Source organism: Mageeibacillus indolicus UPII9-5 (assembly GCF_000025225.2).
Taxonomy (GTDB): Bacteria; Bacillota; Clostridia; order Saccharofermentanales; family Fastidiosipilaceae; genus Mageeibacillus; species Mageeibacillus indolicus.
Genome location: NC_013895.2, coordinates 1115139 through 1140667, shown reverse-complemented (window position 1 = coordinate 1140667; position 25529 = coordinate 1115139). Strand labels below are relative to the sequence as shown.

General features: G+C 45.2%; 21 protein-coding genes. 19 read left to right on the top strand and 2 right to left on the bottom strand.

Annotated features, from left to right (window positions below; translation table 11 throughout):
* Positions 1-212: 212 nt before the first annotated feature.
* The 10 genes from HMPREF0868_RS05105 to HMPREF0868_RS05060 all read left to right on the top strand — a co-directional run bounded on the left by HMPREF0868_RS05105 (position 213) and on the right by HMPREF0868_RS05060 (position 10321).
* Positions 213-623 carry a cytidine deaminase gene (locus HMPREF0868_RS05105; protein ID WP_012993640.1) on the top strand — a complete coding sequence of 137 codons (411 nt, stop codon included), beginning with the start codon at positions 213-215 and terminating at the stop codon, positions 621-623.
* A 30-nt stretch (positions 624-653) separates the two neighbouring features.
* On the top strand, positions 654-2186 hold the full coding sequence (locus tag HMPREF0868_RS05100) for an ABC transporter ATP-binding protein (protein ID WP_012993639.1): 1533 nt from the start codon (positions 654-656) through the stop codon (positions 2184-2186).
* The gene (locus tag HMPREF0868_RS05095) at positions 2176-3318 is read left to right on the top strand and encodes an ABC transporter permease (RefSeq protein ID WP_012993638.1); all 1143 of its coding nucleotides are present in this window, start codon (positions 2176-2178) and stop codon (positions 3316-3318) included. Before HMPREF0868_RS05100 ends, HMPREF0868_RS05095 begins: the two co-directional genes overlap by 11 nt.
* Before the next feature lies 1 nt (position 3319).
* Positions 3320-4273, top strand: a complete 954-nt coding sequence (locus tag HMPREF0868_RS05090; RefSeq protein ID WP_012993637.1) for an ABC transporter permease — start codon at positions 3320-3322, stop codon at positions 4271-4273.
* Positions 4274-4379: 106 nt separating this feature from the next.
* Positions 4380-5711: a pyrimidine-nucleoside phosphorylase gene (locus tag HMPREF0868_RS05085; protein WP_012993636.1), complete on the top strand. Its 1332-nt coding sequence runs from the start codon at positions 4380-4382 to the stop codon at positions 5709-5711.
* 69 nt (positions 5712-5780) lie between these two features.
* The gene (gene deoC / locus HMPREF0868_RS05080) at positions 5781-6434 is read left to right on the top strand and encodes a deoxyribose-phosphate aldolase (protein ID WP_012993635.1); all 654 of its coding nucleotides are present in this window, start codon (positions 5781-5783) and stop codon (positions 6432-6434) included.
* A 55-nt stretch (positions 6435-6489) separates the two neighbouring features.
* On the top strand, positions 6490-7623 hold the full coding sequence (locus tag HMPREF0868_RS05075) for a BMP family lipoprotein (protein WP_012993634.1): 1134 nt from the start codon (positions 6490-6492) through the stop codon (positions 7621-7623).
* A 149-nt stretch (positions 7624-7772) separates the two neighbouring features.
* Positions 7773-8753, top strand: coding sequence for an adenosine deaminase (gene add, locus HMPREF0868_RS05070; RefSeq protein WP_012993633.1), 981 nt, complete (start codon positions 7773-7775; stop codon positions 8751-8753).
* Positions 8743-9471, top strand: a complete 729-nt coding sequence (locus tag HMPREF0868_RS05065; protein WP_012993632.1) for a Crp/Fnr family transcriptional regulator — start codon at positions 8743-8745, stop codon at positions 9469-9471. Before add ends, HMPREF0868_RS05065 begins: the two co-directional genes overlap by 11 nt.
* A 28-nt stretch (positions 9472-9499) precedes the next feature.
* On the top strand, positions 9500-10321 hold the full coding sequence (locus HMPREF0868_RS05060; RefSeq protein ID WP_012993631.1) for a purine-nucleoside phosphorylase: 822 nt from the start codon (positions 9500-9502) through the stop codon (positions 10319-10321).
* 4 nt (positions 10322-10325) lie between these two features.
* Here HMPREF0868_RS05060 and HMPREF0868_RS05055 read toward each other — a convergent pair whose 3' ends face one another.
* Entirely contained in the window at positions 10326-12008 is a 1683-nt protein-coding gene (locus HMPREF0868_RS05055) for an NAD(P)/FAD-dependent oxidoreductase (RefSeq protein ID WP_012993630.1), read from the bottom strand.
* Between the two features lie 223 nt (positions 12009-12231).
* Between HMPREF0868_RS05055 and HMPREF0868_RS07980 the strand changes: the two genes are divergently transcribed.
* Both HMPREF0868_RS07980 and HMPREF0868_RS05045 read left to right on the top strand, forming a co-directional pair.
* Positions 12232-13014, top strand: a complete 783-nt coding sequence (locus tag HMPREF0868_RS07980) for a thermonuclease family protein (protein ID WP_012993629.1) — start codon at positions 12232-12234, stop codon at positions 13012-13014.
* A gap of 158 nt (positions 13015-13172) precedes the next feature.
* The gene (locus HMPREF0868_RS05045; protein ID WP_012993628.1) at positions 13173-14099 is read left to right on the top strand and encodes a magnesium transporter CorA family protein; all 927 of its coding nucleotides are present in this window, start codon (positions 13173-13175) and stop codon (positions 14097-14099) included.
* Positions 14100-14224: 125 nt separating this feature from the next.
* Here HMPREF0868_RS05045 and HMPREF0868_RS07975 read toward each other — a convergent pair whose 3' ends face one another.
* Positions 14225-15274, bottom strand: a complete 1050-nt coding sequence (locus tag HMPREF0868_RS07975) for a metallophosphoesterase (protein WP_049779007.1) — start codon at positions 15272-15274, stop codon at positions 14225-14227.
* A gap of 92 nt (positions 15275-15366) precedes the next feature.
* On the opposite strand from HMPREF0868_RS07975, the gene HMPREF0868_RS05035 reads away from it, so the two are divergent.
* The 7 genes from HMPREF0868_RS05035 (at position 15367) to HMPREF0868_RS07970 (ending at position 25388) form a co-directional block, all read left to right on the top strand.
* Positions 15367-15615, top strand: a complete 249-nt coding sequence (locus tag HMPREF0868_RS05035) for a YdbC family protein (protein WP_012993626.1) — start codon at positions 15367-15369, stop codon at positions 15613-15615.
* Positions 15612-17888 carry an NAD-dependent DNA ligase LigA gene (gene ligA, locus HMPREF0868_RS05030; RefSeq protein WP_012993625.1) on the top strand — a complete coding sequence of 759 codons (2277 nt, stop codon included), beginning with the start codon at positions 15612-15614 and terminating at the stop codon, positions 17886-17888. Before HMPREF0868_RS05035 ends, ligA begins: the two co-directional genes overlap by 4 nt.
* A 430-nt stretch (positions 17889-18318) precedes the next feature.
* Positions 18319-19686, top strand: coding sequence for a D-serine ammonia-lyase (dsdA, locus tag HMPREF0868_RS05025; RefSeq protein WP_242821308.1), 1368 nt, complete (start codon positions 18319-18321; stop codon positions 19684-19686).
* A gap of 41 nt (positions 19687-19727) precedes the next feature.
* A complete protein-coding gene (locus HMPREF0868_RS05020) occupies positions 19728-21083 on the top strand; it encodes a GntP family permease (protein ID WP_012993623.1) in 1356 nt (451 codons plus the stop codon).
* A gap of 248 nt (positions 21084-21331) precedes the next feature.
* Complete coding sequence (locus HMPREF0868_RS05015) at positions 21332-22153, top strand: ABC transporter ATP-binding protein (protein ID WP_012993622.1); 822 nt, start codon at positions 21332-21334, stop codon at positions 22151-22153.
* 14 nt (positions 22154-22167) lie between these two features.
* The gene (locus tag HMPREF0868_RS05010; protein WP_012993621.1) at positions 22168-23949 is read left to right on the top strand and encodes a COG1361 family protein; all 1782 of its coding nucleotides are present in this window, start codon (positions 22168-22170) and stop codon (positions 23947-23949) included.
* Between the two features lie 8 nt (positions 23950-23957).
* Positions 23958-25388 (top strand): ABC transporter permease, encoded by a 1431-nt coding sequence (locus HMPREF0868_RS07970; protein WP_012993620.1) that lies wholly within the window; start codon positions 23958-23960, stop codon positions 25386-25388.
* Positions 25389-25529: the final 141 nt, after the last annotated feature.

Sequence of the window (25529 nt, the reverse complement as noted above, 5' to 3'; positions counted from 1 at the left end):
AGTATATACAAATTTACGAAAATTTAAAATAAAAGGGACAGGAGTCCTCCATAACCCCGCTGTAGACCTTATAATTAACCTATAAGGCTGATTTAACGGCAGCTTAAATGGACAAAGTACAATTCATTTTCTTGCGACTGATCGCCGAAACGGTCAAATTTAGATGAATTTACTCCATAAAATCATAATCCACCTGACTCGCGGAGGTTGAAATGACAGATTTTGAGCTTTTGCAAATGGCACTTGATGCTCGCAAACGGGCTTATACGCCCTATTCCCATTTCAAAGTTGGCGCGGCATTGCTGACCGCTGACGGCAAAGTATATCAAGGATGTAATATTGAAAATGCGGCCTATACCCCGACAAATTGCGCGGAGCGGACCGCGTTTTTTAAAGCTGTGGCAGAGGGCGAAAGATCCTTCACCGCTATTGCGGTTGTCGGCGCGCCGGAGGGGCAGGAGGCCGATCAATTCTGTCCGCCCTGCGGGGTTTGTCGTCAAGTAATGGAGGAATTTTGCGATCCGGCCGCATTCCGTATAATTCTTGCCGATCCGGAGCATGGAACGGTCAGCTATCGGCTGAATGAAATTCTACCGTACGGCTTTGGCCCAGCAAATCTGTAATTTATAACCTTAGAAAGGATGGAAGAATCGGTGGACTACTTCATTGAAATGAATCACATCACCAAGAAATTCGGTGATTTCAAAGCCAATGACGACATAACTCTCCAAGTGCGCAAAGGTGAGATCCATGCGCTTTTAGGGGAAAACGGTGCTGGCAAATCGACTTTGATGAGCGTGCTTTTCGGTTTGTACCAACCGGAAGCGGGTGAAATAAAGATAAACGGTCAAACGGTGGCCATCAACAACCCGAACGACGCCAACGCCTTAGGCATTGGAATGGTACACCAGCATTTTAAATTAGTTCATAATTTTACCGTTATTGAAAGCATTGTTCTGGGCCATGAAACAGTCAAATACGGTTGCCTTAAGATGGACGAGGCACGAAAAAAAGTAATTGAACTCAGTGAGCGTTACAGGTTGAAGATAGATCCAGACGCATATATTTCCGATATAACGGTTGGCATGCAGCAAAGGGTAGAAATCCTCAAGATGCTCTATTGCGACAACAGCATTTTGATTTTTGACGAACCTACCGCCGTTTTGACTCCGCAGGAAATTGACGAGTTGATGAAAATCATGAAAAAGTTGGTTGAAGAAGGCCGGTCCATCATTTTTATCACGCATAAACTTAACGAAATTAAAGCGGTAGCCGACCGTTGCAGCGTTTTGCGCAAAGGCAGATACATGGGAACTATTGATGTGGCCACGACGACCAAAGAAGAAATGTCGGAGATGATGGTAGGCCGCAAAGTTAACTTTATCATCAACAAAAAAGACATAAAGCCTGGTGACCCGGTTTTAACGGTAAAAAATCTTTCCGTAAAATCGACTTATCACAAAAAAGACGCGGTAAAAAACGTAAGTTTCGATGTCAAAAAGGGAGAAATTCTCTGCGTGGCTGGAATCGATGGCAACGGGCAATCCGAACTTGTTTACGGCATAACTGGTTTGATGCCGCTTTCCAACGGACAGATTTTGCTCAACGGCCAGGACATAACGAACGCCACCATTCGCCAACGTTGCCTGCTAGGGATGGCACACATCCCGGAAGATCGTCATCGGGACGGCCTGGTGCTTGACTATACTTTGGAAGAAAATTTGGTTTTGCAGTCCTACTATACCGACCGTTTCCAAAAACATGGTTTCCTCAAGTTTGATGCCATAAAAGAATATGCACAATATTTGATCAAAAAATTTGACATCAGATCAAGTCATGGCGCAACTAGCATAGTGCGCGGTATGTCCGGTGGCAACCAACAAAAAGCTATTATTGCCAGGGAACTTGATCGTAATCCGGAGATTGTCGTTGCCGTCCAGCCAGTGCGCGGCCTCGATGTAGGTGCCATTGAATACATACATAAGCAGTTGGTAGCTCAACGTGATGCCGGCAAAGGTGTTTTGTTGGTATCGTTGGAACTCGATGAAGTTATGGATGTCAGCGACAGAATAATCGTTATGTACGAAGGCGAAATCGTGGCCGATGTCAATCCGCACGAAATTACGGTGGAAGAACTTGGTCTTTATATGTCAGGGGCGAAACGAGGTGTCGGCTATGAAAAATAAAGGAAAATTAAAACTGAATCAACAAGCCGTGGACAGCTTTATTGCTTCAATACTGGCTGTTGTATGTGGCCTTCTGTTCGGCTTGATAATAATGCTGGTCAGTAAGCCGGCCAATGCTTTGGGCGGTTTTGCTATGATTGTCCAAGGGGCCTTTACCGACGGAATCATAGGTATCGGTCAAATGTTCTATTATGCCACCCCGATTATCTTAACCGGACTTTCCGTGGCTTTTGCCTTCAAAACCGGCTTGTTTAATATCGGCTGCTCGGGGCAGTTTACCGCCGGAGCTTTTGCTGCGGTTTACGTAGGTGTTCATATGGACTACTTACCACCGGTCGTGCATTGCGTGGTGGCACTGCTGGCTGCCGTATTGGCCGGAGCCGCCTTCGGCTTTGTACCAGGCTTCTTGAAGGCACGCTTTAACGTAAACGAAGTAATCTCTTCCATTATGATGAATTATATCGGAATGTATGCCGTAAATTTGCTTATTCAGAAAACCGTGTACAATCAGTTAAAAAACGAATCGGTACCGGTGGCCGAGACTGCCAATTTAAGCAAAGCTGGTTTGGACATTATCTTCCCCGACACAAACATCAATATCGGTATTTTAATCGCCGTAGCTTGTGTCATAATCGTTTACATTATTCTTAATAAAACTGTATTCGGCTATGAGCTGAAAGCCTGTGGCAAAAACGCTGCCGCCGGCAAATATGCCGGTATTAACGCCAAACGCAATATAATTTTATCCATGGTGATAGCCGGGGCGTTGGGCGGTTTGGGTGGCGCCTTGCTTTACCTGGCCAATTCCGGAAAATATTTACAAGTTTTGGATTTGATCGCGCCGGAAGGATTTGTCGGAATATCCGTTGCTTTGCTCGGTTTGTCCAACCCGTTCGGGGTTTTGTTAGCCGGACTGTTCATCGGCCATTTGACTGTCGGCGGATATAACATGCAGCTCTATAACTACGCCCCTGAAGTTATTGACATAATAATCGCTTCCATTGTTTATTGTGGAGCCTTATCCTTGTTATTCAAAATTTTGCTTGGTAAATTGCATCAAAGAAAATCGCTTAAAATTGATAAAACTATGAGCACGACCGCTCCTGGCGTTTCCGCCAAAAAGGAGGCTTGATATGAGCATCGTTTATTTTATAATTCAACAAACTATGTATTTTGCCATCCCTTTGCTGATCGTCGCCATCGGCGGCATGTACTCGGAACGAAGCGGTGTTATTAACATTGCGTTGGAAGGGATCATGGTCATCGGTGCTTTCTTCGGCGTGTTGTTCATCTTCCTGACTCAGGGCTACATGAGCGGACAACCGTTGCTTTTGCTGGCCATTCTGATTGCGGCCGTGGCTGGCGGGCTGTTCTCTTTACTTCATGCTTTCGCTTCGATAAATATGAAAGCAGATCAGACGATCAGCGGTACAGCACTTAATATGTTCGCTCCGGCCTTCGTAATTTTTATCGCACGTGAAATTAACACCATCCAACAAATACCTTTTGAAGATACTTTCCACATAGATCGCATTCCGTTTTTGGCGGACATTCCTGTTTTAGGGCCGATGTTCTTCTGCAACTGCTATCTCACGACTTTCATCGGATTGCTGATCTTTGCGGTGGCCGCCTTTGTCATTCAATATACGCGTTTTGGGCTGCGGCTGCGGGCTTGTGGTGAACACCCGGGAGCGGCGGATTCGGTCGGTATAAATGTGTACAAAATTCGTTATGCCGGCGTAGTGATATCGGGGATCATGGCAGGGGCCGGCGGTTTGATCTTCGTCGTTCCGACTTCCACCAACTTTAACGCGAGTGTGGAGGGCTACGGGTTTTTGGCTTTGGCGGTTTTGATTTTCGGTCAATGGCGTAGCAAGAAAATTTTCTTCGCTGCTTTCTTCTTTGCCGTTATGAAGACGATGGCCAGTGCCTACTCGGCCATTCCGTTTTTGAAAGTCCTTCCGATACCAAACGAAATTTATAAGATGATTCCGTACATAGCAACATTGATTGTATTGGCTTTCTCTTCCAAAACTTCGCAGGCACCGCGGGCTGAGGGCATACCGTACGATAAAGGCAGCAGGTAATAATTGCCGTGGATGGCAAATGCTTTGGGTGAAAAATTTAATGCAGATTGACAAAATTTAAATTTCATTTTCTCCGGCCGTGACGGCTGGATGTGGAGGATTTAATATGAGAATGTACGATTTAATTATGAAAAAACGTAACGGTGAGGCGCTTACTTCCGTTGAAATAAAAGAGCTGATCAACGGTTATGTAGCCGGCACCATTCCTGACTATCAGATGGCCGCCTTCCTTATGGCCGTCTATTTCCGCGGTATGACGGAAGCAGAAACTTTAGCAATGACCTTGGCAGTGGCTCATTCCGGCGACATGGTCGATTTATCTGGGATTGACGGAGTAAAAGTAGATAAACATTCCACCGGTGGAGTGGGCGACAAAACCACACTGATTATTGCCCCAATTGTAGCAGCTTGTGGCGTTAAAGTCGCCAAAATGTCCGGGCGTGGGCTGGGTCATACTGGTGGTACGGTGGACAAAATGGAGTCGATCCCTGGCATGCGCACTACCCTCGAGCAGAAGGAATTCTTCGAAGTTGTCAATAAAACTGGCCTGAGCGTAATCGGCCAATCGGGCAATCTTGCTCCGGCGGATAAAAAGTTATATGCTTTGCGTGATGTTACCGCCACGGTGGACAGCATTCCGTTGATTGCCACTTCAATTATGAGCAAGAAATTGGCAGCCGGTAACGATTGTATTTTGCTCGATGTCAAGACCGGCAGTGGCGCCTTTATGAAAACAATAGACGATTCGATTAAATTGGCACAGACTATGGTTAAAATTGGTGAAAACGCCGGTAAGCGCACGGTCGCTTTAATTACTAATATGGATATCCCTCTGGGTCATAATATCGGTAACAGCCTGGAAGTGGTCGAAGCTATAGAAGTTTTGCGTGGTAAAGGCCCGCAGGACCTCGTTGGCGTTTGCGAAAGCCTTGCAAGCAATATGCTTTATCTGGCCGGCCGCGGCGACCTCCCCACCTGCCTTGCGCAAGTTCGAAGTGCAATTGCCGATGGTTCGGCTTTGGAACGGTTAAAAGCTATGGTTGCTGCCCAAGGCGGAGATGTTGCAGTTATTGAAGATCCGGACAAGTTTACTAAGGCCAAGTACACTTATGATGTGCTTTGCCCCCGCAGCGGGTATATAAGTTTCATGGATACCGAGGGCTGCGGCATCGCGTCGGCGATGTTGGGAGCCGGTCGCGAAACGAAAGACAGCGCAATTGATTACAGTGCCGGGATTATTATTCATAAGAAAACGGGGGAAGCGGTCAAACAAGGGGAAGTTATGGCAACACTTTACGCTGATGATGCGCAATTGTTTGAAGCGGCGGCCGCAGAGTATCGCGCGGCGGTGCGTATTGAAGATGAAAAACCGAAAAAAGAACCGCTGATTTATGCCAGAGTTACCGCCGATGCGGTTGAACGTTTTGACTTGACCTGAGTAATGGGGATGGCTGAAAGATATCGGCCTAAGGAACAGATTAAATTTAAGTGATTGAGGGGAGACCAAATGGGACAACAAGAAATTTTACGACATGTGGATCATACGATTTTGAAAGCTTTCACTACTTGGCAAGATATCGTCAAACTTTGTGATGAAGCTATTACCTACAAAACGGCCTCGGTGTGTATACCACCTTGCTATGTCAAGCGAGTACATGACACCTACGGCGAAAAATTAAATATCTGCACCGTGGTGGGTTTTCCGCTAGGCTACAGCTGCACCGCGGCCAAAATCGCTGAAACCAAGCAGGCATTGGCGGACGGGGCGAATGAAATAGATATGGTTATCAATATAACTGATGTAAAAAATGGCGATTTCGCAGCGGTAGAGTCAGAGATTCGTCAATTGAAAACTGCCGTAGGTGGTAAAATATTGAAAGTTATCATTGAAACCTGCTACTTAACAGAACCGGAGAAAATTGCTATGTGTAAGGTAGTTACGGCGGCCGGCGCGGACTACATAAAAACTTCGACCGGCTTCGGGACGGCGGGAGCGACAATGGAAGATATTCTACTTTTTAAAGCCAACATCGGTCCCAAAGTAAAAATGAAAGCGGCTGGCGGAGTGAAAACCGTCGCCGACATGGAAAAATTTATTGCTGCTGGCTGTGATCGTATCGGTACCAGCTCAGCCATTCGCTTAATACAAGAAGCGAAATAACAAGTTTGCTGACAGCCTTAGGCTGTTTGACAATAAAAAAATGGAGGAGAAAAAAATGAAGAAGAACATTATCAGTCTGGCTTTGATAGCTGCGATGGCTTTATCAATGTTTACCGGTTGCGTCAAACCCAAAATGGAACCAGTCGACAAAAAAGCCAATGCTGGCGCGACTGAGGCGGCTAAAACTGAGGGCGGCAACAATTACGAATTGGCTTTGATTACTGATGTCGGTACAATTGACGACAAGTCATTCAACCAGGGCTCATGGGAAGGCTTGGTAAAGTATGCCAAAGAGCACAACATCACCCATAAATACTACAAACCAACCGAAAAATCGGACGCAGCTTGCTTGGCTGCTATTGACTTGGCCGTTAAAGGCGGAGCTAAAGTCGTAGTAACTCCCGGCTTCCTGTTTGAAACTTCTGTATATGAAGCGCAAACCAAATACCCGAAGGTAAAATTTGTCATTATTGATGCTGCACCTACTAAGAATAAGAAAACTGACATCAAAGACAACGTTTTGTCTATTTTCTACGCTGAGGGTCAGGCCGGATATTTAGCCGGTTATGCTGCTGTTGTTGAGGGCTATCGTAACCTCGGCTTCATGGGCGGTATCGCAGTTCCGGCTGTAGTAAGATTTGGTTACGGCTTTATTCAAGGTGTCAATGCTGCGGCTAAAGAACTTAACGTACCTAAAGACGCGATTACCTTAAAATATACTTATTTAGGCAATTTCGCCGCTACTCCAGAGAACCAAACCAAAGCTGCTGCTTGGTTCAATGAAGGTGCTGAATGTATCTTTGCTTGCGCAGGTGGTGCAGGTAACTCAGTTATGAAAGCTGCTGAATCAGCTAACAAGGCGGTAATCGGTGTGGACGTCGACCAATCAGTTGAATCAAAGACGGTAATAACTTCGGCCATGAAGAACCTTTCTGACTCTGTTTACAATGCTTTGGCCAGCTACTATGACAACAAGTTCGTTGGCGGCAAGAGCGTGGTTCTTGGCGCGGCTGAAAATGGTATCCAACTGCCTATGGCGACTTCCAAGTTCAAGAAGTTTACCCAAGCCGACTATGATCGCCTTTACAAGGGCCTTAAAGATGGTACCATCAAAGTGGTCAAAGATACCGATGTCGATGCTCCAGAAAAAGTACCTGCCGACAACGTAAAAGTTGAAGTAATCAAGTAAGTACGCAAGTACTCAGATGAATATTTAGAAAGTCTGTGTTAAATAAGTGAATATTTAGAAGATCATATTATGCAGGCTGAGTAGTTAAGGATGACAAGGGCGGGGTAACTGCCCTTGTCGCGCCTTAAATCGGCGGCACGGGAGGATTTATGCAATTAAATGAACTATTGGCTCTACCCAAAATTGATTTGCACTGCCATTTAGACGGTTCAATAAATCTAGGTTTAGTCAGCGATCTATTAGGGCGCGATGTAGCCCCTTCCGAGCTACAAGTTGCTGAAGACTGCAAAAGTTTAGCGGAATATTTGCACAAGTTCGATCTACCGTTACAATGTATGAATACGGCTGCTGGCTTGTATCGAACTGCCAAACAGTTTATGTTGGACTTAAGTGCTGAAAATGTAGTTTATGTAGAAGCGCGATTGGCCCCGCTGCAGTCGGTTAATCAAAATATTTCTGCGTTCCAAGTAATGGAAGCGGTAATCGACGGAATGGAAGCCGGACGCCAAGAAACTGGCATAGATTATGGGGTAATCGCCTGTGTCATGCGCCATCATGCGCTGGATGACAGCCGCCAAATGATCAGAGATATCAATGATTTTTGGGGGCATGGTTTATGTGCATTGGATTTGGCCGGAGATGAAGCGGCTTATCCGATGTCGATGTTTAGCGATTTATTTGCCTCGGTAGCCAAAGAGGGCCATCCTTTTACCATTCACGCCGGGGAATGCCACGATCATAAAAATGTAGCGGTTGCTTTAAATACTGGTGCCAGACGTATTGGTCACGGTATTGCTATAAGTGGGCAAGCGCAACTCATTGATACCTGCCGTGAGCATAAAATCGGTATTGAGATGTGTCCAACCAGTAATTTGCAAACTAAAGCGGTTGACTCACTCCACGAATTTCCTTTGCGGGAATTTTTGGCAGCCGGTCTGAAAGTTACGGTCAACACTGACAACCGAACGGTAAGTAATACCAGCCTGACGCGAGAAATGGCGTTGTTGGTGGATAATTTTGGCCTTACCGAAACTGAGTTACGCCAAATTACGGCCAACGCGGCGGATACCGCCTTCGCGTCGCCTGAGATAAAAGCAAAGTTAAGAAAGAAGATTTGGCATGAAAGGTAACAAATATCTGTACCAAGCTTTCCCATTTTTACGTGAAATCGACAGCAAGCGGCGGGAAGAGTTTGAACGTTATTTTCAAAGTGCTCCGATTTGGTTGCTTGATGCCTGCAAGATAGAAACGATGCCGGCCGGACATGTTTTTGTGGAAGAAAATACTCCTTTGGAAACTATATTTTTTGTCGGCAAAGGTAGTATTAGAGCTTTAGATTACCGCATCGACGGAATTACCCACGAATTTATGCGATTTGATCATGTCTATGCTATGGGCGGCATGGAAATAATTATGGATCTGGATTTTTACCGGACGACCTTACAAACGGTGACTCCTTGTATTATGGTTAAATTGCCTAAGGCTAAGTTTAAAGAGTGGATTTTATCTGATCCCAACGCTTTGCGGTTGGAAGCAAAATTAATCGGGGAATATTTGTTACAACAGGGACGCGAAAGTCGGTTGTTTTTGTTCCTACAAGGCTCTGATCGCTTGGCAATGTTGTTGGCCAATCGTTTTGAGCGTTTTTCTCAAGACGGGATACTGAAAGTTAAAGGAACTCGTCAGGATCTGTCCGATGCCACTGGCTTATGTGTTAAGACCATCAATCGGGCGGTAAAAAAGTTTGAGAGTGAAGGTGTGATAACTCAGATGGGTCACGATTTGTATGTTAATGAAGAACAATATCACAAGTTAGTGAAAATTGTTTCGCGTACGGCGAATATATAGCATTTATAACTGATTGACGGAGGAAATTATGACAACTTATGAAAAACTTACGAGATGCCTGGAAAGTGTTCGCAGCAAGACGAATTTTGTGCCGGAAGTCGGCCTGATTTTGGGCTCTGGTTTGGGGGATTATGCGGAAACAATCAAGGTCGAACAGGTTATTCCTTACGCGGAAATCGAATCTTTCCCGCAATCGACGGTCGCCGGACACAGCGGACGCTTGATTTTTGGTTATGTCGGTGCGGTTAAAGTGGTAATTATGCAAGGTAGGGTACATTACTACGAAGGCTATGCGATGAGCGATGTCGTTTTGCCAACGCGACTGATGGGTTTACTTGGAGCGAAGGTGATTTTCTTAACTAACGCAGCTGGTGGGGTCAATTTCAAATTTAAGCCTGGCGATTTTATGATGATTACCGATCATATAACCACCAATATTCCTAGTCCGCTTATCGGGGCTAATTTGGATGAGCTGGGGCCGCGTTTCCCGGACATGAGTACTGTTTATAGCCCACGGCTTCAGGCCATAATCCGGGCGCAGGCAACTAGCTTGGGCATTGCTTTACAAGAAGGTGTATACATGCAATTTACTGGGCCAAATTATGAGACTCCTGCTGAAATCCGTGCCTGTCGTACTTTGGGTGGGGATGCAGCCGGGATGAGCACAGCGTGTGAAGCCATGGCAGCCCGGCACATGGGGTTGGAAGTTTGTGGGATTTCCTGTATCACTAATTTGGCGGCCGGTATGGCCAAAACTGAGCTTAATCATAAGGAAGTTCAGGAAACGGCGGACCGGGTGGCTGTCGATTTTAAACGCTTGGTAACTGCAGTTATCGAAGCAATTAAGTAAGTTACTAATTTTTCGGAGCGGCCGAAATTGATCCGGTATAAGAAGTGTTAGCAGCATCCGGTTTGCTTGGAGCGTCCGGTTTGTAAGCGGCGAGTAAATCTTTCTTCTTCACTCGTCGCAGACCGGCGGCTTCGACATCGGTGGTCGGAGGAATGGTACGCCCGTATTTTTCTTGCAGCAATTGGCAAATTCGTGGACCACAAAAGTTGCCCTGGCAAAAGCCGGTGCCGGTACGGGTGCGGCGTTTCAGGGCGTCAAGCGATAAGATGGGGATGGGGCGGCGCATTGCCTCGTCGATAGTTTTTTCCGCAACCTGCTCACAGCGACAAACTAAACGTTCCGGATCGCCCAAAGGCAGGTTGACGGCAGCGGATAGCTCATGTCCGTTCAACCAAGCTTTATTTTCCGGTCGCTCAGGCAAAATAGCTGGGCGGAAGGGATTGAAATCAGGTTTCGGCAGACAGTGCAAACCTTGTTCATGCAATATTTCGACCAGTCGGACGGCGATGGCTGGCGAGGCGGTTAAACCAGGGGATTGGATGCCGGCGGCATAAACTAAGCGGGGATAACATGAGCTTGCCTTCAGAATAAAATCATCCGTAGAAGCGACAGCGCGGGCCCCGGCATAACTGCGAATGAAATCATTTATATTAAGGCCGTTTACGGTTTTGGCGGCGGCAGCGAAAATTTTTATAAGCCTATCCACGTGAGTGTCCAGGGATGCGGCAGAGTCATTTAGAGCGTCCGGCCCGATTAAGAGGTTGTTGTAATAGGTCGGGGTGACCAAAATTCCTTTCCCCATGGCTGTGGGCATTGAAAATAAGACATGGTTAATTATCGAGCCCGAGCCGTGGCGCATCAAGAGATATTCTCCGGTACGGGGAGTGATTGCGATCTCGTCTTTTTCCGGCAAGCTGGGATCGAGCAGGGCGGTAACTTTTTGGGCTGCGACCCCTGCTGCGTTAACTAAGTATCGCGTCTGTACTACAGTGTCGTTTCCATTGATCCATACGTAAAAACCTTCAGAAGTCGGAGTGATGGCGGTAACTGCTGCCTGTAATCTTAGTTCTACGCCGTTAGTTATGGCGTTTTCAATCAAAGCGATGACGTACTCATAAGGCGAACACACTCCGGCACCGGAACAGTGAAGCGCGTATTTTACCGCTGGATTCAGCGCTGATTCGATCGCTGCAATTTTTTCGTGCGATAGAATTGCCAAGTCCGGCACGGAATTAGCTAGGCCATTGGCGTAGAGCGCCTGAAGTGCGGGCAACTGCGACTCATCCGTGGTCAGTACCAATGAACCGATGGGGCGGAATCCGAAATTAAGCTCGGCATCCAAATGTTCAAATTCGCGCCGGCCGCGGTAGCACAGGCGGCCTTTTTCTTTGTTGTGGCTTTCGGCATAGCCACCGTGCACTATGGCAGAATTAGCTTTGCTTGCGCCCATGGCAACATCATTACTGGATTCCAAAATAATTACCTTTAGTTGATATCGGCTTAATTCCCGGGCGAGGGCAGCACCGGTAACTCCGGCTCCGATAATGCATACATCATAGTGTTCTTGTCCGGCTGAATTCGGGGCTGAAAGCGGTTGGCGGTTGGAAATTACGGAAATTACGGAAGGACTTTCGGTCGAAATTACGTTTCCTTCCCTTTCTGATCCGCGATAGTTTAAATTATTCATAAGTTTCTCCTGCTTATTGTTCTGACTTGATGATCTGCTTAGCGACTGTTCCAATTTGCCGCTGTAGCCATGCGCTTATTTTAACAAAAAGTGGTGTATGGCTTTGATACATTTGCTACTTATACATTCGCTACTTGATTGAAAATATACTATTTTGATGAGAAAATATATTTGGCAGCCGTTTAATAGCGGTCGCTAATGCGATTGTTTTGGGGATGATTAAATGCAAAATAGCAATTTCCCGTTCGATAGAAGACGAACTTATCATAGACGAAAACGTCATCGTGCCGGCTATAGTTTATCTACTTTATTGGTGCTGCTTATAGTGGCTGTGTTTAATAAGTTCGGTTGCAATCAGCTTCCAATAAAAGACTCGGAAAGAAGCCGGACCACAGCAACCTCATTTGTACATACAACCGTAAGGGCCGAGGCAAGTTCGACCACGGCTTCAGTCTCGGATTTGGCTTCAGGGGAGGCGACAGATCAGGCGAAAGACCCGTTAAAAGTCCGGATCACAGCAGCCTCAATTGCACCGACAGCCGGAGAAAATGCAGAAGGTTCGCCGAAAGCGAATCAACTTCTGGCCCCACAGCCACGATCAACGCTGACGGCTGAAGTTAAAAGAACTGTCGACGGCGACACTTTGGTTGTGGTTGCAGATGGGGTGAAAGCTCACGTGCGCTTGATCGGCATAGATGCTCCGGAATCGGTTCATCCCGATCCTCGTCGAAACACGCCGGCCGGCAAAAAAGCTTCGCAATACACGGATGGACATTTGACCGGTAAAACAGTGCAGCTGGAATTTGACGAAGAAGTCAAAGATAAATACGACCGTTTATTGGCTTATGTATGGTGTGACGGTAAATTGTATAATGAACAGATTGTGCGGGACGGCTATGCCAGAGCAAAAGTATATCGTCCTAATGTCAAGTATACCAAACGTTTAAAACTAGCTGAAAAAGAGGCACGTCGGGCCGGTCGGGGAATTTGGGGAAATAACGGATAGCGGATAGCGGATAGCGGAACCTCGTCAAGAACGGTATTTTTTAGTATAATTAAAGTGTTCGTAGCTTGAAGCTTACGCTGATTTATTAAAAGATAAGTCCATACGACACCTTCATACGACGATTTTATACGGAAAAGTTCGCCCGGCGGAGAAAATATATGCTAGAAATTTACAAAACAGTTGATGACACCTTGACAGAAATTCCTACATTTGAAGAAGGTATTTGGCTTAACATGGTAAATCCGACACCGGAAGAAATTACCCTGGTGGAAGAAAAATTGGCAGTTAACCCCGACTTTATTCGTGTTGCTTTGGATGATGACGAGCGCGCGCATACAGAACGCGAAGATGATCAGACCTTGATCATAGTCGACACCCCGTTTTGGGATACGGAGCGCAAAATGTACAGCACGATGCCATTGGCGATCATAATTACGCCACAAGCGTTTTTGACAGTTTGCTTGCGCGAAGCGACCGTTCTAAATGATTTTACTAAAACGAAGGTCAAACATTTTTATACCCAGTACAAAGCTCGTTTTGTGCTGCAAATACTTTACCGCAACGCTACGAAATTTCTTCAATCACTGCGCACGATTGACAAACTTTCCAACCAAGTAGAAAGGGAATTGCACGTTTCCATGCGCAATAAAGAACTGATTGATATGTTGGCTCTAGAAAAAAGCTTGGTTTTCTTCTCGACTGCTTTACGCTCTAATGAAATGCTACTGGAAAAACTTTTAAAATATAAATATATTACCAATTATCAAGACGATCGCGATTTGTTAGAAGATGTTATTATCGAAAATAAACAAGCTATGGAGATGTGCAATATTTACAGCTCTATCTTATCAGGAACAATGGATGCGTTTGCCTCAGTGATTTCAAACAATTTAAATATTGTTATGAAAATTCTGACATCGATTACCCTGGTCATGGCTATCCCCAACATCGTTTTTGGCTTATTCGGCATGAATGTGGTTTTGCCTTTTACCGAATCCCCTTACGGGTTGTTGATAATTTTGGCTGGCACGGTAGTCTTGTGCTGTCTCGTTGCCTATATATTAAAACGCAAAGACTTATTTTAAATTTTGGCGGCGGCATTTGCGTGCGGAAACCATGGCTGATCAAAACATGTGCCAATCAGGATATTGCGTCTGCCGAGTTTGCTACGCTCGATCGGATTCTGCATTATATAATTTCCACACTTCGCCTAATCTTTAACTGGCATGGTCAACTTGGTCATACTAGCCTTGGCTTCCGGCGTTAACTCTGCTGGTAAGTTGATTTCCAACAGCGAAAACTCAGGGCGCGAAAGAAACCGCCATGGCAGACATACGCACCCGACACCGCGGCTGATAAAAAGTTTGCTCTTCTGCCAAATGTGAACGCCGCGGATTAGGCCGTGACGACCCAAAACCTCGTGACGAAGCAGCTTAAATTCCAAATGCCACGGCATGTATATCTGACCGCCGTGAAAATGCCCGGCGATCATATAATTCGGCGGTTCAGTCATGGCCAAAATACTGTCTGGATTGTGGGCAATCAGAAGAGTAGTGACATTGTTGTCTATCACATTTGAGGTTTCTTTGGCGGAATGACCGGAATGACCGGAATGAATAGGCAAGTCAGCTATAAAAGATGGGTTTGAGGTAAGAGCGAAGTTCAGTGCTGTGCCGTGACTTAAACGGTAATCATCCGCCCCGAAAATGAGGAAAGGATGGCCGTCGGTAAGACTGAAAGCAAGCGAATCATTGCATAATAAACGGAAGCCGGCCGCAGCGAAATCCGCCGCTGTCAAGCCCGCGTCGTGGTTACCGCGCACCGCCAAGCAAGGGACATCGTACCGCTGCATTATTTTGCTTATCAGAGCCAGATCGGCTAGCCCTTCGGCATAAAAACGCGCGGAATTGGCCAAATCTCCGGCAAAAACGCAAAGGTCGGCTTCCTGCGCTAGTAAAGTGGCGGCAGCAGTTATTTTTTGTTGCGGTACCAGCATGTAACCGGCGTGCCAGTCTGAAAAAAAGGCGATCCGCAAAGTCGGACGCAGTCGGATGCAGTCAGATGCATTGGCTGAATTGCTAGTTTTGATTGTTCTTTCGGGCGCAGCGGCTACGTTGAAGATGGTTTTGCGAGACAATTTGGTAAGGTCAGACAGATTAAAACAATCTATTTCCAGCCGACGCGGTTCAACGTTAAGCCAAAGTAAAGTTAGCCCGGCCGAAAGGACAGCTCCGACAATTAAAATTTCCAAGTACGGCATTGGCGTTTTACCTGTATAATAAATATTGCTTTTTTGATAATGATACACTAGGATTATCGTATATATTATTTTAGCATAGAGAGGTTATTAATATGCCTGAAAAAAAAGAGTTTACATTTGAGATTAAAAAGCATATCGAAACATTGTCAGGCGGGCAGGGAAAATGGGCCCGGGAAGTAAATGTGGTCAGCTGGAACGGGGCGAAACCTAAACTTGATATTCGTGACTGGTCGCCGGATCATTCTAAGATGGGCAAAGGCGTTTCGTTGACCTCGGAAGAGGTAGCGTTGTTGAAAGAAATTCTAAGCGAATATGACCCTTATTCAACTGAGGAATTATGATGAAACCGCGGCAAGTTCAACTTGATTTGTGGGCGGATGTGGACGCAATCGGTTACGATCATGCAGCTGATGAAGACACGGGGAATTTGGCGAATGATTCGACTATTGCCGTAAAGCCGGAGCTGCAAGCACAAGCACCCGGTGCAGCAGTAGAGGGTGCCGATACCGACATCGACCGACCCGACTTAGCCGCGACCGTGGAACCGGAAAAAAAGCTTAAAGAGGCTGTTGCGGCTGCCTTGGCCAAACTTGACAAGACAGCATCACCTGAACTAAGAGAAATAACCGAGTTGCGAGCTGAGCTCAATTTCCATAACAATTTATATTATGTGGAAGACAGCCCAATCATCTCTGATTATAGCTATGATGCCATGTTGCGCCGCCTTGAAGAACTGGAAACAGCTCATCCGGAATATATGACTACTGATTCGCCGACCGTCAAAGTCGGTGGCCGAGCATCAGAAAAATTCCGCAAACTTACTCACATTGTTCCAATGCAGAGTTTACGCGACGTTTTCAGCCGGGAAGAGTTGCAAGAAGCCGTTGAGCGTATGCAAGAACAGTTGCCGGTGGGGGCAGAACTGGTGGTCGAAGAAAAAATTGACGGCCTGTCCGTGTCGCTCGAATATGAGAATGGTGTGTTTGTACGCGGCTCTACCCGAGGTGACGGTCTAGTCGGCGAAGAGATAACGGAAAACCTGAAACAGATCAAAAGCCTGCCGCTGAAGTTACAAAAACCTTTGCCGTATTTAGAAGTGCGGGCGGAGATATATTTAAACAAAGAAAATTTTGCAGCTTTGAATAAAGCTCAGTTGGCGGCAGGGCTGAAGCCGTTTGCCAATCCTCGCAACGCGGCGGCCGGATCTTTGCGCCAATTGGACCCGCGCATAACCCGAGATCGCAACCTGTCATTTTTCGCGTTCAACATTCAGCGGGTTGAAGGCATTACATTTACCACCCATGACGAAAGCTTATTTTATATTTGTAATGAAGGATTCCCAGTGGTGTATTCATCATTTGCGCACAGCGATTTCGCCAAAATTTGGGAATGTGTAGAAAAGATTGCCACGCGGCGTGCCAGCTTGCCTTACATGATCGACGGAGCGGTAATCAAGATAAACAATTTACAATATCGTGAAAAACTGGGCGTTACGGCCAAAACACCGCGCTGGGCGGTAGCTTACAAATATCCCCCGGAAGAACAAGAAACCGTGGTAAAAGATATTAAGCTGCAAGTTGGTAGAACCGGCAAAATCACGCCATTAGCGGTCTTGGAGCCGGTCATGGTTGACGGAAGCTGTGTCAGCAGCGCGACCCTACACAATGCCGATTACATCAAAGCCAAGGACATACGCGTCGGTGATACGGTGCTTATTGCCAAAGCTGGCGACGTTATTCCGGCGATACAAAAAGTTGTTTTGGATCGGCGTCCGCTGAAGGCCAAACCCTTTGTTATGCCTGACAAATGCCCCGTGTGCGGTGAAAAATTGATTCGCCGCAAAGAAAATGAGGTTGACTTGCGCTGTGGCAATTTGAGCTGTCCGGCTCAGGTTTTCCGCCGCTTGCTGCACATGGTGGCTAAGGATGCCTTGGACATTGCCGATTTGGGACCGGCGGTGCTGGCACGTTTACAGGAAGCTGGCCTTATCAATGAACTCAGTGATATTTTCCGCTTGGCCGCTTACCGCCCGGAGATGCTCAATTTGCCCGGTTTTCAGCAAAAGTCCGTAGATAACTTATTGAACGAAATTGAAAAAGCTAAAGTGAAGCCGCTGGATCGTTTCATAGTTGCTTTGGGAATCGATTATGTCGGCGTAGTGGCGGCAAAAAAACTGGCGGTAGCGTTCAGAAAAGGTGGGTTATCAGCCTTGGCTGCTGCCGATATAGAAACTTTGCTTAGTGTCGAAACTATAGGCCAAACTGCGGCACAGAGTATCATTGATTTCTTTAAACGTCCGACCACTGTGGCACTTTTGCAAGCTTGGCAAGAGCTTGGGGTTAAGCCGGCGTCACCGCCACTGATCGAGGAAAACGGGGTATGGCAGGGCAAAATTTTTGCTGTAACTGGGACGTTGGAAAATTATAAGCGCAGTGAAGTCAAACAACTTATCGAAGCACGTGGCGGTACAGTTGCTAACACCGTTTCGAGCAAAATTTTCGCGGTGATTGCCGGCGAAAAAGCGGGTGGGAAACTCGCCAAGGCCAAAGAACTAGGGATCCCGGTTTGGTCGGAAACGGACTTTGCCGCCAAGCTGAGTTCGATGGCAAAGTAAGCAGACAACAAAAGACTTGTAACTGTAGTTATGATGAAGGGGTGGCTTTTAAAATTTAAAGCCACCTTTTTGAGATTTAGTCAAAGTACAAATCTATAATCTGTGAATAAATCCCTTTAAAAAGCAGACGGTGCTGGCAAGAAGGATTCCAATTATATAGACTAATTACCACAAAAATTGTATAAATTGCACAAAATAACTACGAAATAACCTGGATATATATTTACAATAAACAAGATAGGTGATAATATTCTTGCAAGATGATATTTGACTATCGTCCTCGACCACCTGATGGAAACAGGAATTATTATACGGAATGTAAAATAAAGACCTAGACTAGGCATTGTAGGCGAAACTATGATTTTCGTGCAATGATTAGGTGTAAGAAAAATTTTTCCATCCACTATTTCCGCAAGAACGGTGGAATTCGATGAATAATAACAAGGAGAGAAACATGCCGATTAAAAGTTATGCCCAAAAAATGATGCAAGAAAAACCAATTCTGCAGTCTGTTGCAGAGCAAAAAGAAGTGTTATGGATAAATGATAACTACTTACCTTTTGAACAAAGTAATCCTATCTGTGAATTGATTGTGTCAGATTCAGATATTGCTGATGCTGCTGCTAGATTGGTACGATTTGCCCCGTTTATTGAAAAATGTTTTCCGGAAACTGAGACAACAAAAGGAATAATTGAATCTCCGTTAAAACAAATTTCAAAAATGAAAAAAGCTTTAAGCGAGAATTATAAAGTGGATATCCCGGGACGTTTTATGTTAAAAATGGATAGTCATTTACAGGTGGCAGGTTCTATCAAAGCCAGAGGTGGAATTTACGAAGTTCTTAAACATGCGGAAGATTTGGCAATTAAATCGGGAAAATTAAAAATAACTGACAATTATGCTAAATTAGCTGAGCCTGAAATGAAAAAGTTCTTCAGTCATTATACAGTTCAAGTAGGCTCGACCGGAAATTTGGGCATGTCAATAGGAATTAGCAGTGCAGCACTGGGCTTTAAAGTTAAGGTTCATATGTCTGCAGATGCCAGACAATGGAAAAAAGATTTGTTACGCAGCAAAGGCGTTGAAGTTATTGAATATATTGACGATTATTCTAAAGCAGTTAAAGAAGGAAGGAAACTGTCCGATTTAGATCCCAACAGCTATTTTGTTGATGATGAAAAATCAGTTAATTTGTTTTTAGGATACGCAGTTGCCGCTTCAAGATTGAAGCAGCAACTGGATGAACAAGGAATTGTTGTCGATAATAATCATCCTTTAATAGTTTATATCCCTTGTGGCGTAGGTGGAGCCCCTGGAGGCGTTACCTACGGACTTAAGAGATTATTTAAAGATAATGTACACGTATTCTGGGCAGAGCCGACCCTTTGTCCTTCATGCCTATTAGGAATAGCTACAGGTTTAAGAGAAAAAGTCAATGTGCATGATTTCGGCATTGAGGGAATTACAGAAGCTGACGGCTTAGCATGTGCCAGCCCTTCGGGCTTCGTTACGCGTATCGACTCTACTTTGGTTTCCGGCGATATAACCGTAGAAGACGGAAAATTGTATGATTTCTTAAGGCTGTTGTATACAAATGAGAACATTTTGATTGAACCTTCAAGCTGTGCAGCATTTAATGGCCCGCTGAAATTAATGGGAACTTCGGAAGGTAAATCTTATTGCAAACTTCATGGCCTGACAGAAAAATTGCAACAAGGCACCCAGATTGTATGGGCTACAGGAGGCAGTTTGGTTCCGGAAGATGCTTGGAAGGAATATTTGAATAAAGTTATTTGATTGATTAATTAAAAAATTTAGTTACTAAAAGGAGCGAAAACATGGGTACTACTATGGTTATAGCAGGTCTTATTTTATCTGTAGCTGTTCTGGTTTTACTTACAGTAAAATTTAAAATTCACCCTTTCTTTTCACTGATTGCCACCAGCGCAACATTTGCGATTGTTTCAGGCATGGCTTTTCAAGATCTCATTAAGGCTTTTACAAACGGAATGGGAGGGACCGTAGCTGATATAGGGCTTGTTATTGCACTCGGAACAGTGACCGGTGCGTTGCTGGAAAAGTCAGGTGCGGCAGAAAAAATGGCCGAAGTAATCTTGAAAATTACGGGTCCGAAACATGCCGCCTTAGGCTTAGCTATTACCGGATATTTTGTTTCGATTCCGGTGTTTTGCGATTCAGCTTTTGTTTTGTTAAGTCCAATCGCAAAAAAATTGTCAAAAGACACTAAAATTTCGATGACAACGATGGCTATAGCTATGGCCATGGGTTTACATGCAACGCATATGTTTGTTCCACCAACGCCAGGCCCCTTAGCTGTTGCAGGTATACTAAATGCCGATCTAGGTTTAGTTATTTTGTTAGGCATGCTGGTCTCTATCCCGGTCACACTTGTAGGATATTATCTTTCAATTTATTTCGGTAAGAAATATTATTATATTCCGGATGAAGAAACGGCTGAACTTAGTAAAGAAATTATTAAAACAAATGCTAAGTTACCGGGGGCTATGGAAGCATTTTTGCCCATATTAATGCCGATATTATTAATGTTGATTAAAACTATTGGTGATATGATCAAGTTAAGTGGGGTTTTAATGAGTGTATTCGATGTAGTCGGCACCCCTGTTGTTGCTTTGTTGATCGGTCTGCTGCTGGCCTCACTCACATATGTGCGGATTCATCCGGAGGATAAGACTGCGTGGAGCTTTGACGGCGTGATTGCAGACTCTTTAAAAACAGCCGGACAGATTGTTTTGATCGTTGGCGCCGGCGGTGCATTCGGCGCTGTTCTGAAGGCTTCTTCAATGCAAGGGATTTTAACAACAACATTTTCAGGTTTGACAATAGGAATTCTTGCCCCGTTCTTGATTGGTTTTATCTTCCGTACATGCGTTGGATCTGCTACGATAGCAATGGTTACAGCGGCGACAATGACTGCTCCTCTGATGGAAGTTTTAGGATTTGCTTCTCCCATGGGCAGAGTTATTGCCATGTTGGCTTGTGCAGCAGGTGGCCTAATGGTTTTCCATGGAAATGATGATTTCTTCTGGGTAGTCGTTACTACATCAAAAATGAATTCGTCTACTGCCTACAAATCAATTCCGATTGCCAGTGTTTGTCAATCAATTGTCGCTTTAATGAGTGTGTTTATACTAAGTCTAATTTTCTTAGCCTAAAGCAAGTACATTTTGCGCTGGTATGTGAATTTGAAGATGGCTCCGGCTATATGCCTGGGCCATTTTTTATTTTTATACGAGGTAGATGCATATTTACAAAATTAATACAAAAGCCATGTGCTCTACGAGAAAAGTATTGACATAATCAATAAGAATGGCTGATACGACTGAAGATGATTTAATGTTTTTGCCGGAAATGTGAATGAATTATTTTTTTTGCTTTGCTAATATATTACAAGGAGGTTCGCATGAAAAAGAATAGATCATTGCCAAAATCTGAAACTCCTAAGCTACCGTTGCATCGTAATCCGGCGTTTATCCCGGTATATCAAGCGGCAATCAACCGCCACCCGGACAGAACGCCGATAATTCAAGTGCGCAATTTGCGCAAAGTATATCGAATGGGTGAAGAACGGGTGATTGCGTTGGACGACGTTAGCTTGGATATCTATAAAGGGGAAGTAGTCTGCATACTCGGCCGATCAGGTTCGGGGAAATCGACTTTCCTGAACATGTTGGCCGGCCTTGAAAAACCAACTCGCGGCACGATTAAGTTCGGCAAAATTTCGATTGAGAACCTATCTGAGCGCGATGTTACCTATTTCAGGCAACGAAATATCGGCTTTATTTTTCAGGCGTACAACTTGTTGCCTACCTTGACGGCCTTGGAAAATGCGGCCATGCCACTCAATTTTAAAGGCGTCCCAACGGCGGAACGCAACCGCAAGGCAATGCATTTTCTGGACAAAGTAGGAATAGGCAATCTGGCCAAACGTAAGCCGGCCCAAATGTCGGGCGGACAACAGCAACGTGTCGGCATAGCCCGTGCTTTGACAGCCGAGCCAAAGATAATATTTGCTGACGAACCAACTGGAAACTTGGACAGCCATACGACTGAAGACGTTTTACAGCTTATTTTAAACTGTGTCCGAGAAAACAATCAGACATTGATTTTGGTTACCCATGACCCCGGCCTGGCTAAAGCAGCGGATATAGTTGTTACCGTTTCAGACGGCAACATTGTAAAAATAGAAGAGAAAGGTAAAGTTTTAGCAGCACTTGATGCTTAAAATGAGGAACTGATATGAAAAAAGGTGCATTTTTTACCAAACTGACCGCCTTAGGCTTGGCAATTGCCTGCAGCTCCGTGATGCTTATCGGCAAGCCTATGATAAAAGCCGTCGATAATGAAAATTTATTGCAAGTTCGTCATTCCATTGGACGTAGCGGCAGCGGCAGCGAAGGCATTTATCGTGACAAAAACGGCACGATACGCGATATCACTGCCGCTTTTAAGTCAGAACTAAATAATTACACAGTAAAAAAAATAGATTTGCCCAAAGGGATTGAGCTGCTCGGGGAAAATTCGGAAGACAACCCGTCGCTTACCATCAAAGATGGGAAAATCACCTACACCGTCCTCATCGAAAAGGGTTTCAATCCTGGCAAATACAGCGTTACATACACATTGCTGGACGCACTCAATCAGGCACGAACCAAAACGGTTACCGGATATATAGAGATTAATGAGGACTTTGTCTGGGAGACGAATTCTGAATTGCGGATATCCGACGTACGGATTCCCAAACAGGTGAACGTGGAAACCATTTTTGAACTCTGCTTTTCGGTAACCAATTTCGGCACTGCGGCGGCCAAAAATGTCGAGGTCGGTCTGCAGCTGCCGGAAGGTATGGTTAACATGAGCCAGGAGAATTTTATCATACCGGTATTGCCGGCTTGGACAAAGAAAGACTTCAGCGTTCGCCTTAAAGCCGGGCGCGAAATGGAAAATAAATTTCATAATATCAAGATAAGCGCCAACCCCGGCGGTTCGGCTACTCCTGCTCCGCAATCCGATGGCAAAGGCGGGTCCGGCTCGTCTGGCGGCGGGATCAATGTTTCGGAGGGTCCGGCAGCGGCGGCAATGTTGCATACCGGGACCTTGGTCGTCGGGGGTACTGGTGGCAAGGACGGCAAAGAAGGAAAGCATTCCAAAGCCTTGTTTATTGTCGATTCTTATTCTTTTACCAAGGAAAGCGGCGAAAAAACAAGTGAATTGGTGGCCGGCGAAAATGTAACCTTTGACTTTAAACTGAAAAATACCAGCAATCAGTTGCTGCGCAATATCAAACTAACCGTGACCTCCGAGGGTGGCATCATGCCGAATAATACATCAAATGCTTTCTACGAGCCGAGTGTTGCGGCCGGCGGCTATGTGTTTGAAAAATTGCCACTCACTATTTTGCCATCAGCTGAGCAAAAGCCTACACCAATTACAATCGAACTGTACTATGAAACCCCTAACGGTGACGCTGTCGAGGGCAAAGAAACCGTCACCGCCAATATTCTGCAAAAAACCAAACTAGACATTGTCGAACAGCAGCAACAAAATCAAGGGATGCCGCCTCAGCCGAACATGCCACAGTTTAAGTCCTTTGACCTGATTAACCTAGGCAAGACAACCCTCAACAACTTGTATATGAAAGTTGAAGGGCAGGACGTGGTATGCGAGAATGCGACGACTTTTGTTGGAACCGTAAATCCCGGCTCGACGCAAAGTGTTGAAGCAAACTATTCGTTTACTTCACCGGGAGAGAAGAAAGTCAAGTTTATTTTCAGTTTTGACCCCGGCACCGGAATTGAGCAAAAAGTGGAAAAAGAGTATACGGTGCAAGTCGAGGAAAATATTATGCCGAGTGGTGATGGGATGATGCCGCCGGAGGAAATGCCTGAAACAGGTGGCCATGGCTGGGTTAAATGGGTCGTAACCGTTGTAATACTGCTCCTGATTATTCTGTTAATTATCTTCATACGCCGCGCCAAAAAGAAGAAGAAACAAGCCGGTCTATCCATGGATGACTTCTAGGAGGACTTATGCGTTTTAGCGATATCCTTAAGCAATGTTTTTTCAACATGTGGCGACGTAAGGTGCGAACAATTCTGGCCGTGCTGGGTGTGTTCATAGGCGTGTTTTCTATACTTGCCACGGTTTCCATCGGTTTGGCCATTACCTATACCCTCGACAATTCTATTGAAAACATCGATGGAATTCGGGTAATCAAGGTGTTTGGGTTTGAAAACGGTAACAAAGGCGATGGACGCATGGCGATGCGAGGTCGCGGTCAAAATGGCGAAAAGATGGATGACAATTTGATTATGCGCATCAAGCAGATCCCGGGCGTGGGTGAGGTTACACCGGCTTTCACTTTGAGCGGGGCCGTGCAAATTAAGAGTAAAAAGACCTATTCTTCATTGGATGCGGTAGATTTGAAAATTTTGCCCTACATGGGGCTGAAAGTTACGCCAGAAGAAATTGCCGCAGCCGAAAAAAACGGGGTCTTTCTCAAAGGGTCCTTTATTACGCAGCAAATATTAGGCAAGCAAATTGAATTTGACGAAAAAGGACATCCTACTCAGCCAAAACTCACGCCTGAAGAAGAGGAAATGTATGCTCATGAGATGCTTGTACATTCCTTTGACTATTCAAAAATTGATAATGGCCGCGGCAATCGTCGTAGCCGTGATTCTGAAGCTGAGAGTGATACACCAAAACTGGTTTTTCCGGAAACTAAGTTTAAAATTCAGAAGATCTTTCCTAAATATGATTATGATCAAACCGGATATGTAAGTATTAAAGCTGGTCTGCAAGCTTTTCAGGAATTTGCCCGCAAAAATCCGGCCAACGCAAATAAGGTTAAAGAGTTTGCATATGAATACAGTGAGTACAAAAAAAATCATAGCTACACAAACTTGATGGTCGGGGTTGATAAAGTGGATCAAGTGAAGCTCGTTTTGACTAAGCTAAAAGATATGGGCTTGTCGGTTTTCAATCCGATAAATATGTTTGACGAGATGCGTAAGGTTTTTATGTGGGTTCAACTAGTTTTGGGCGGACTCGGCGGCATTTCCCTTTTGGTGGCGACAATCGGCATCACTAATACGACCATCATGACGATTTATGAGCGTACCAAAGAAATAGGAATCATGAAAGTTATCGGCGCAAACCTAAAAGATATTCGCAATTTGTTTCTTTTTGAGTCCGGTATGATAGGTTTTACTGGCGGCTTTTTCGGTTCAGTGGTTGCGCTGATTTTATCTAATTTGGCCAACTTTATTATGCGCGATTCCGGTTTGTTTAACTTTGCCAGTGCCACGGATGAAACCGTCCAGGTTGTTTCCTACATCCCGGCTTGGTTGGTAATTGCTGCTTTGGTTATTTCTACTTCGGTAGGTTTGATTGCCGGGTATTTCCCATCGCGTCGTGCCATGAAAATGAGTGCTTTGGAAAGCCTGAGATCCGAATAAGGTTGTGGGGCAAGGCAGCTTGTGGTACGGAAGCTGATTCCATGTGATATGGCGAAAGAAGTTTGGCTTAACCATCTTATCTTTGCGCCGTTACTGAATTAAAAAAATAGGCGAACTTGGGTAAACCAGATGTACCGACCC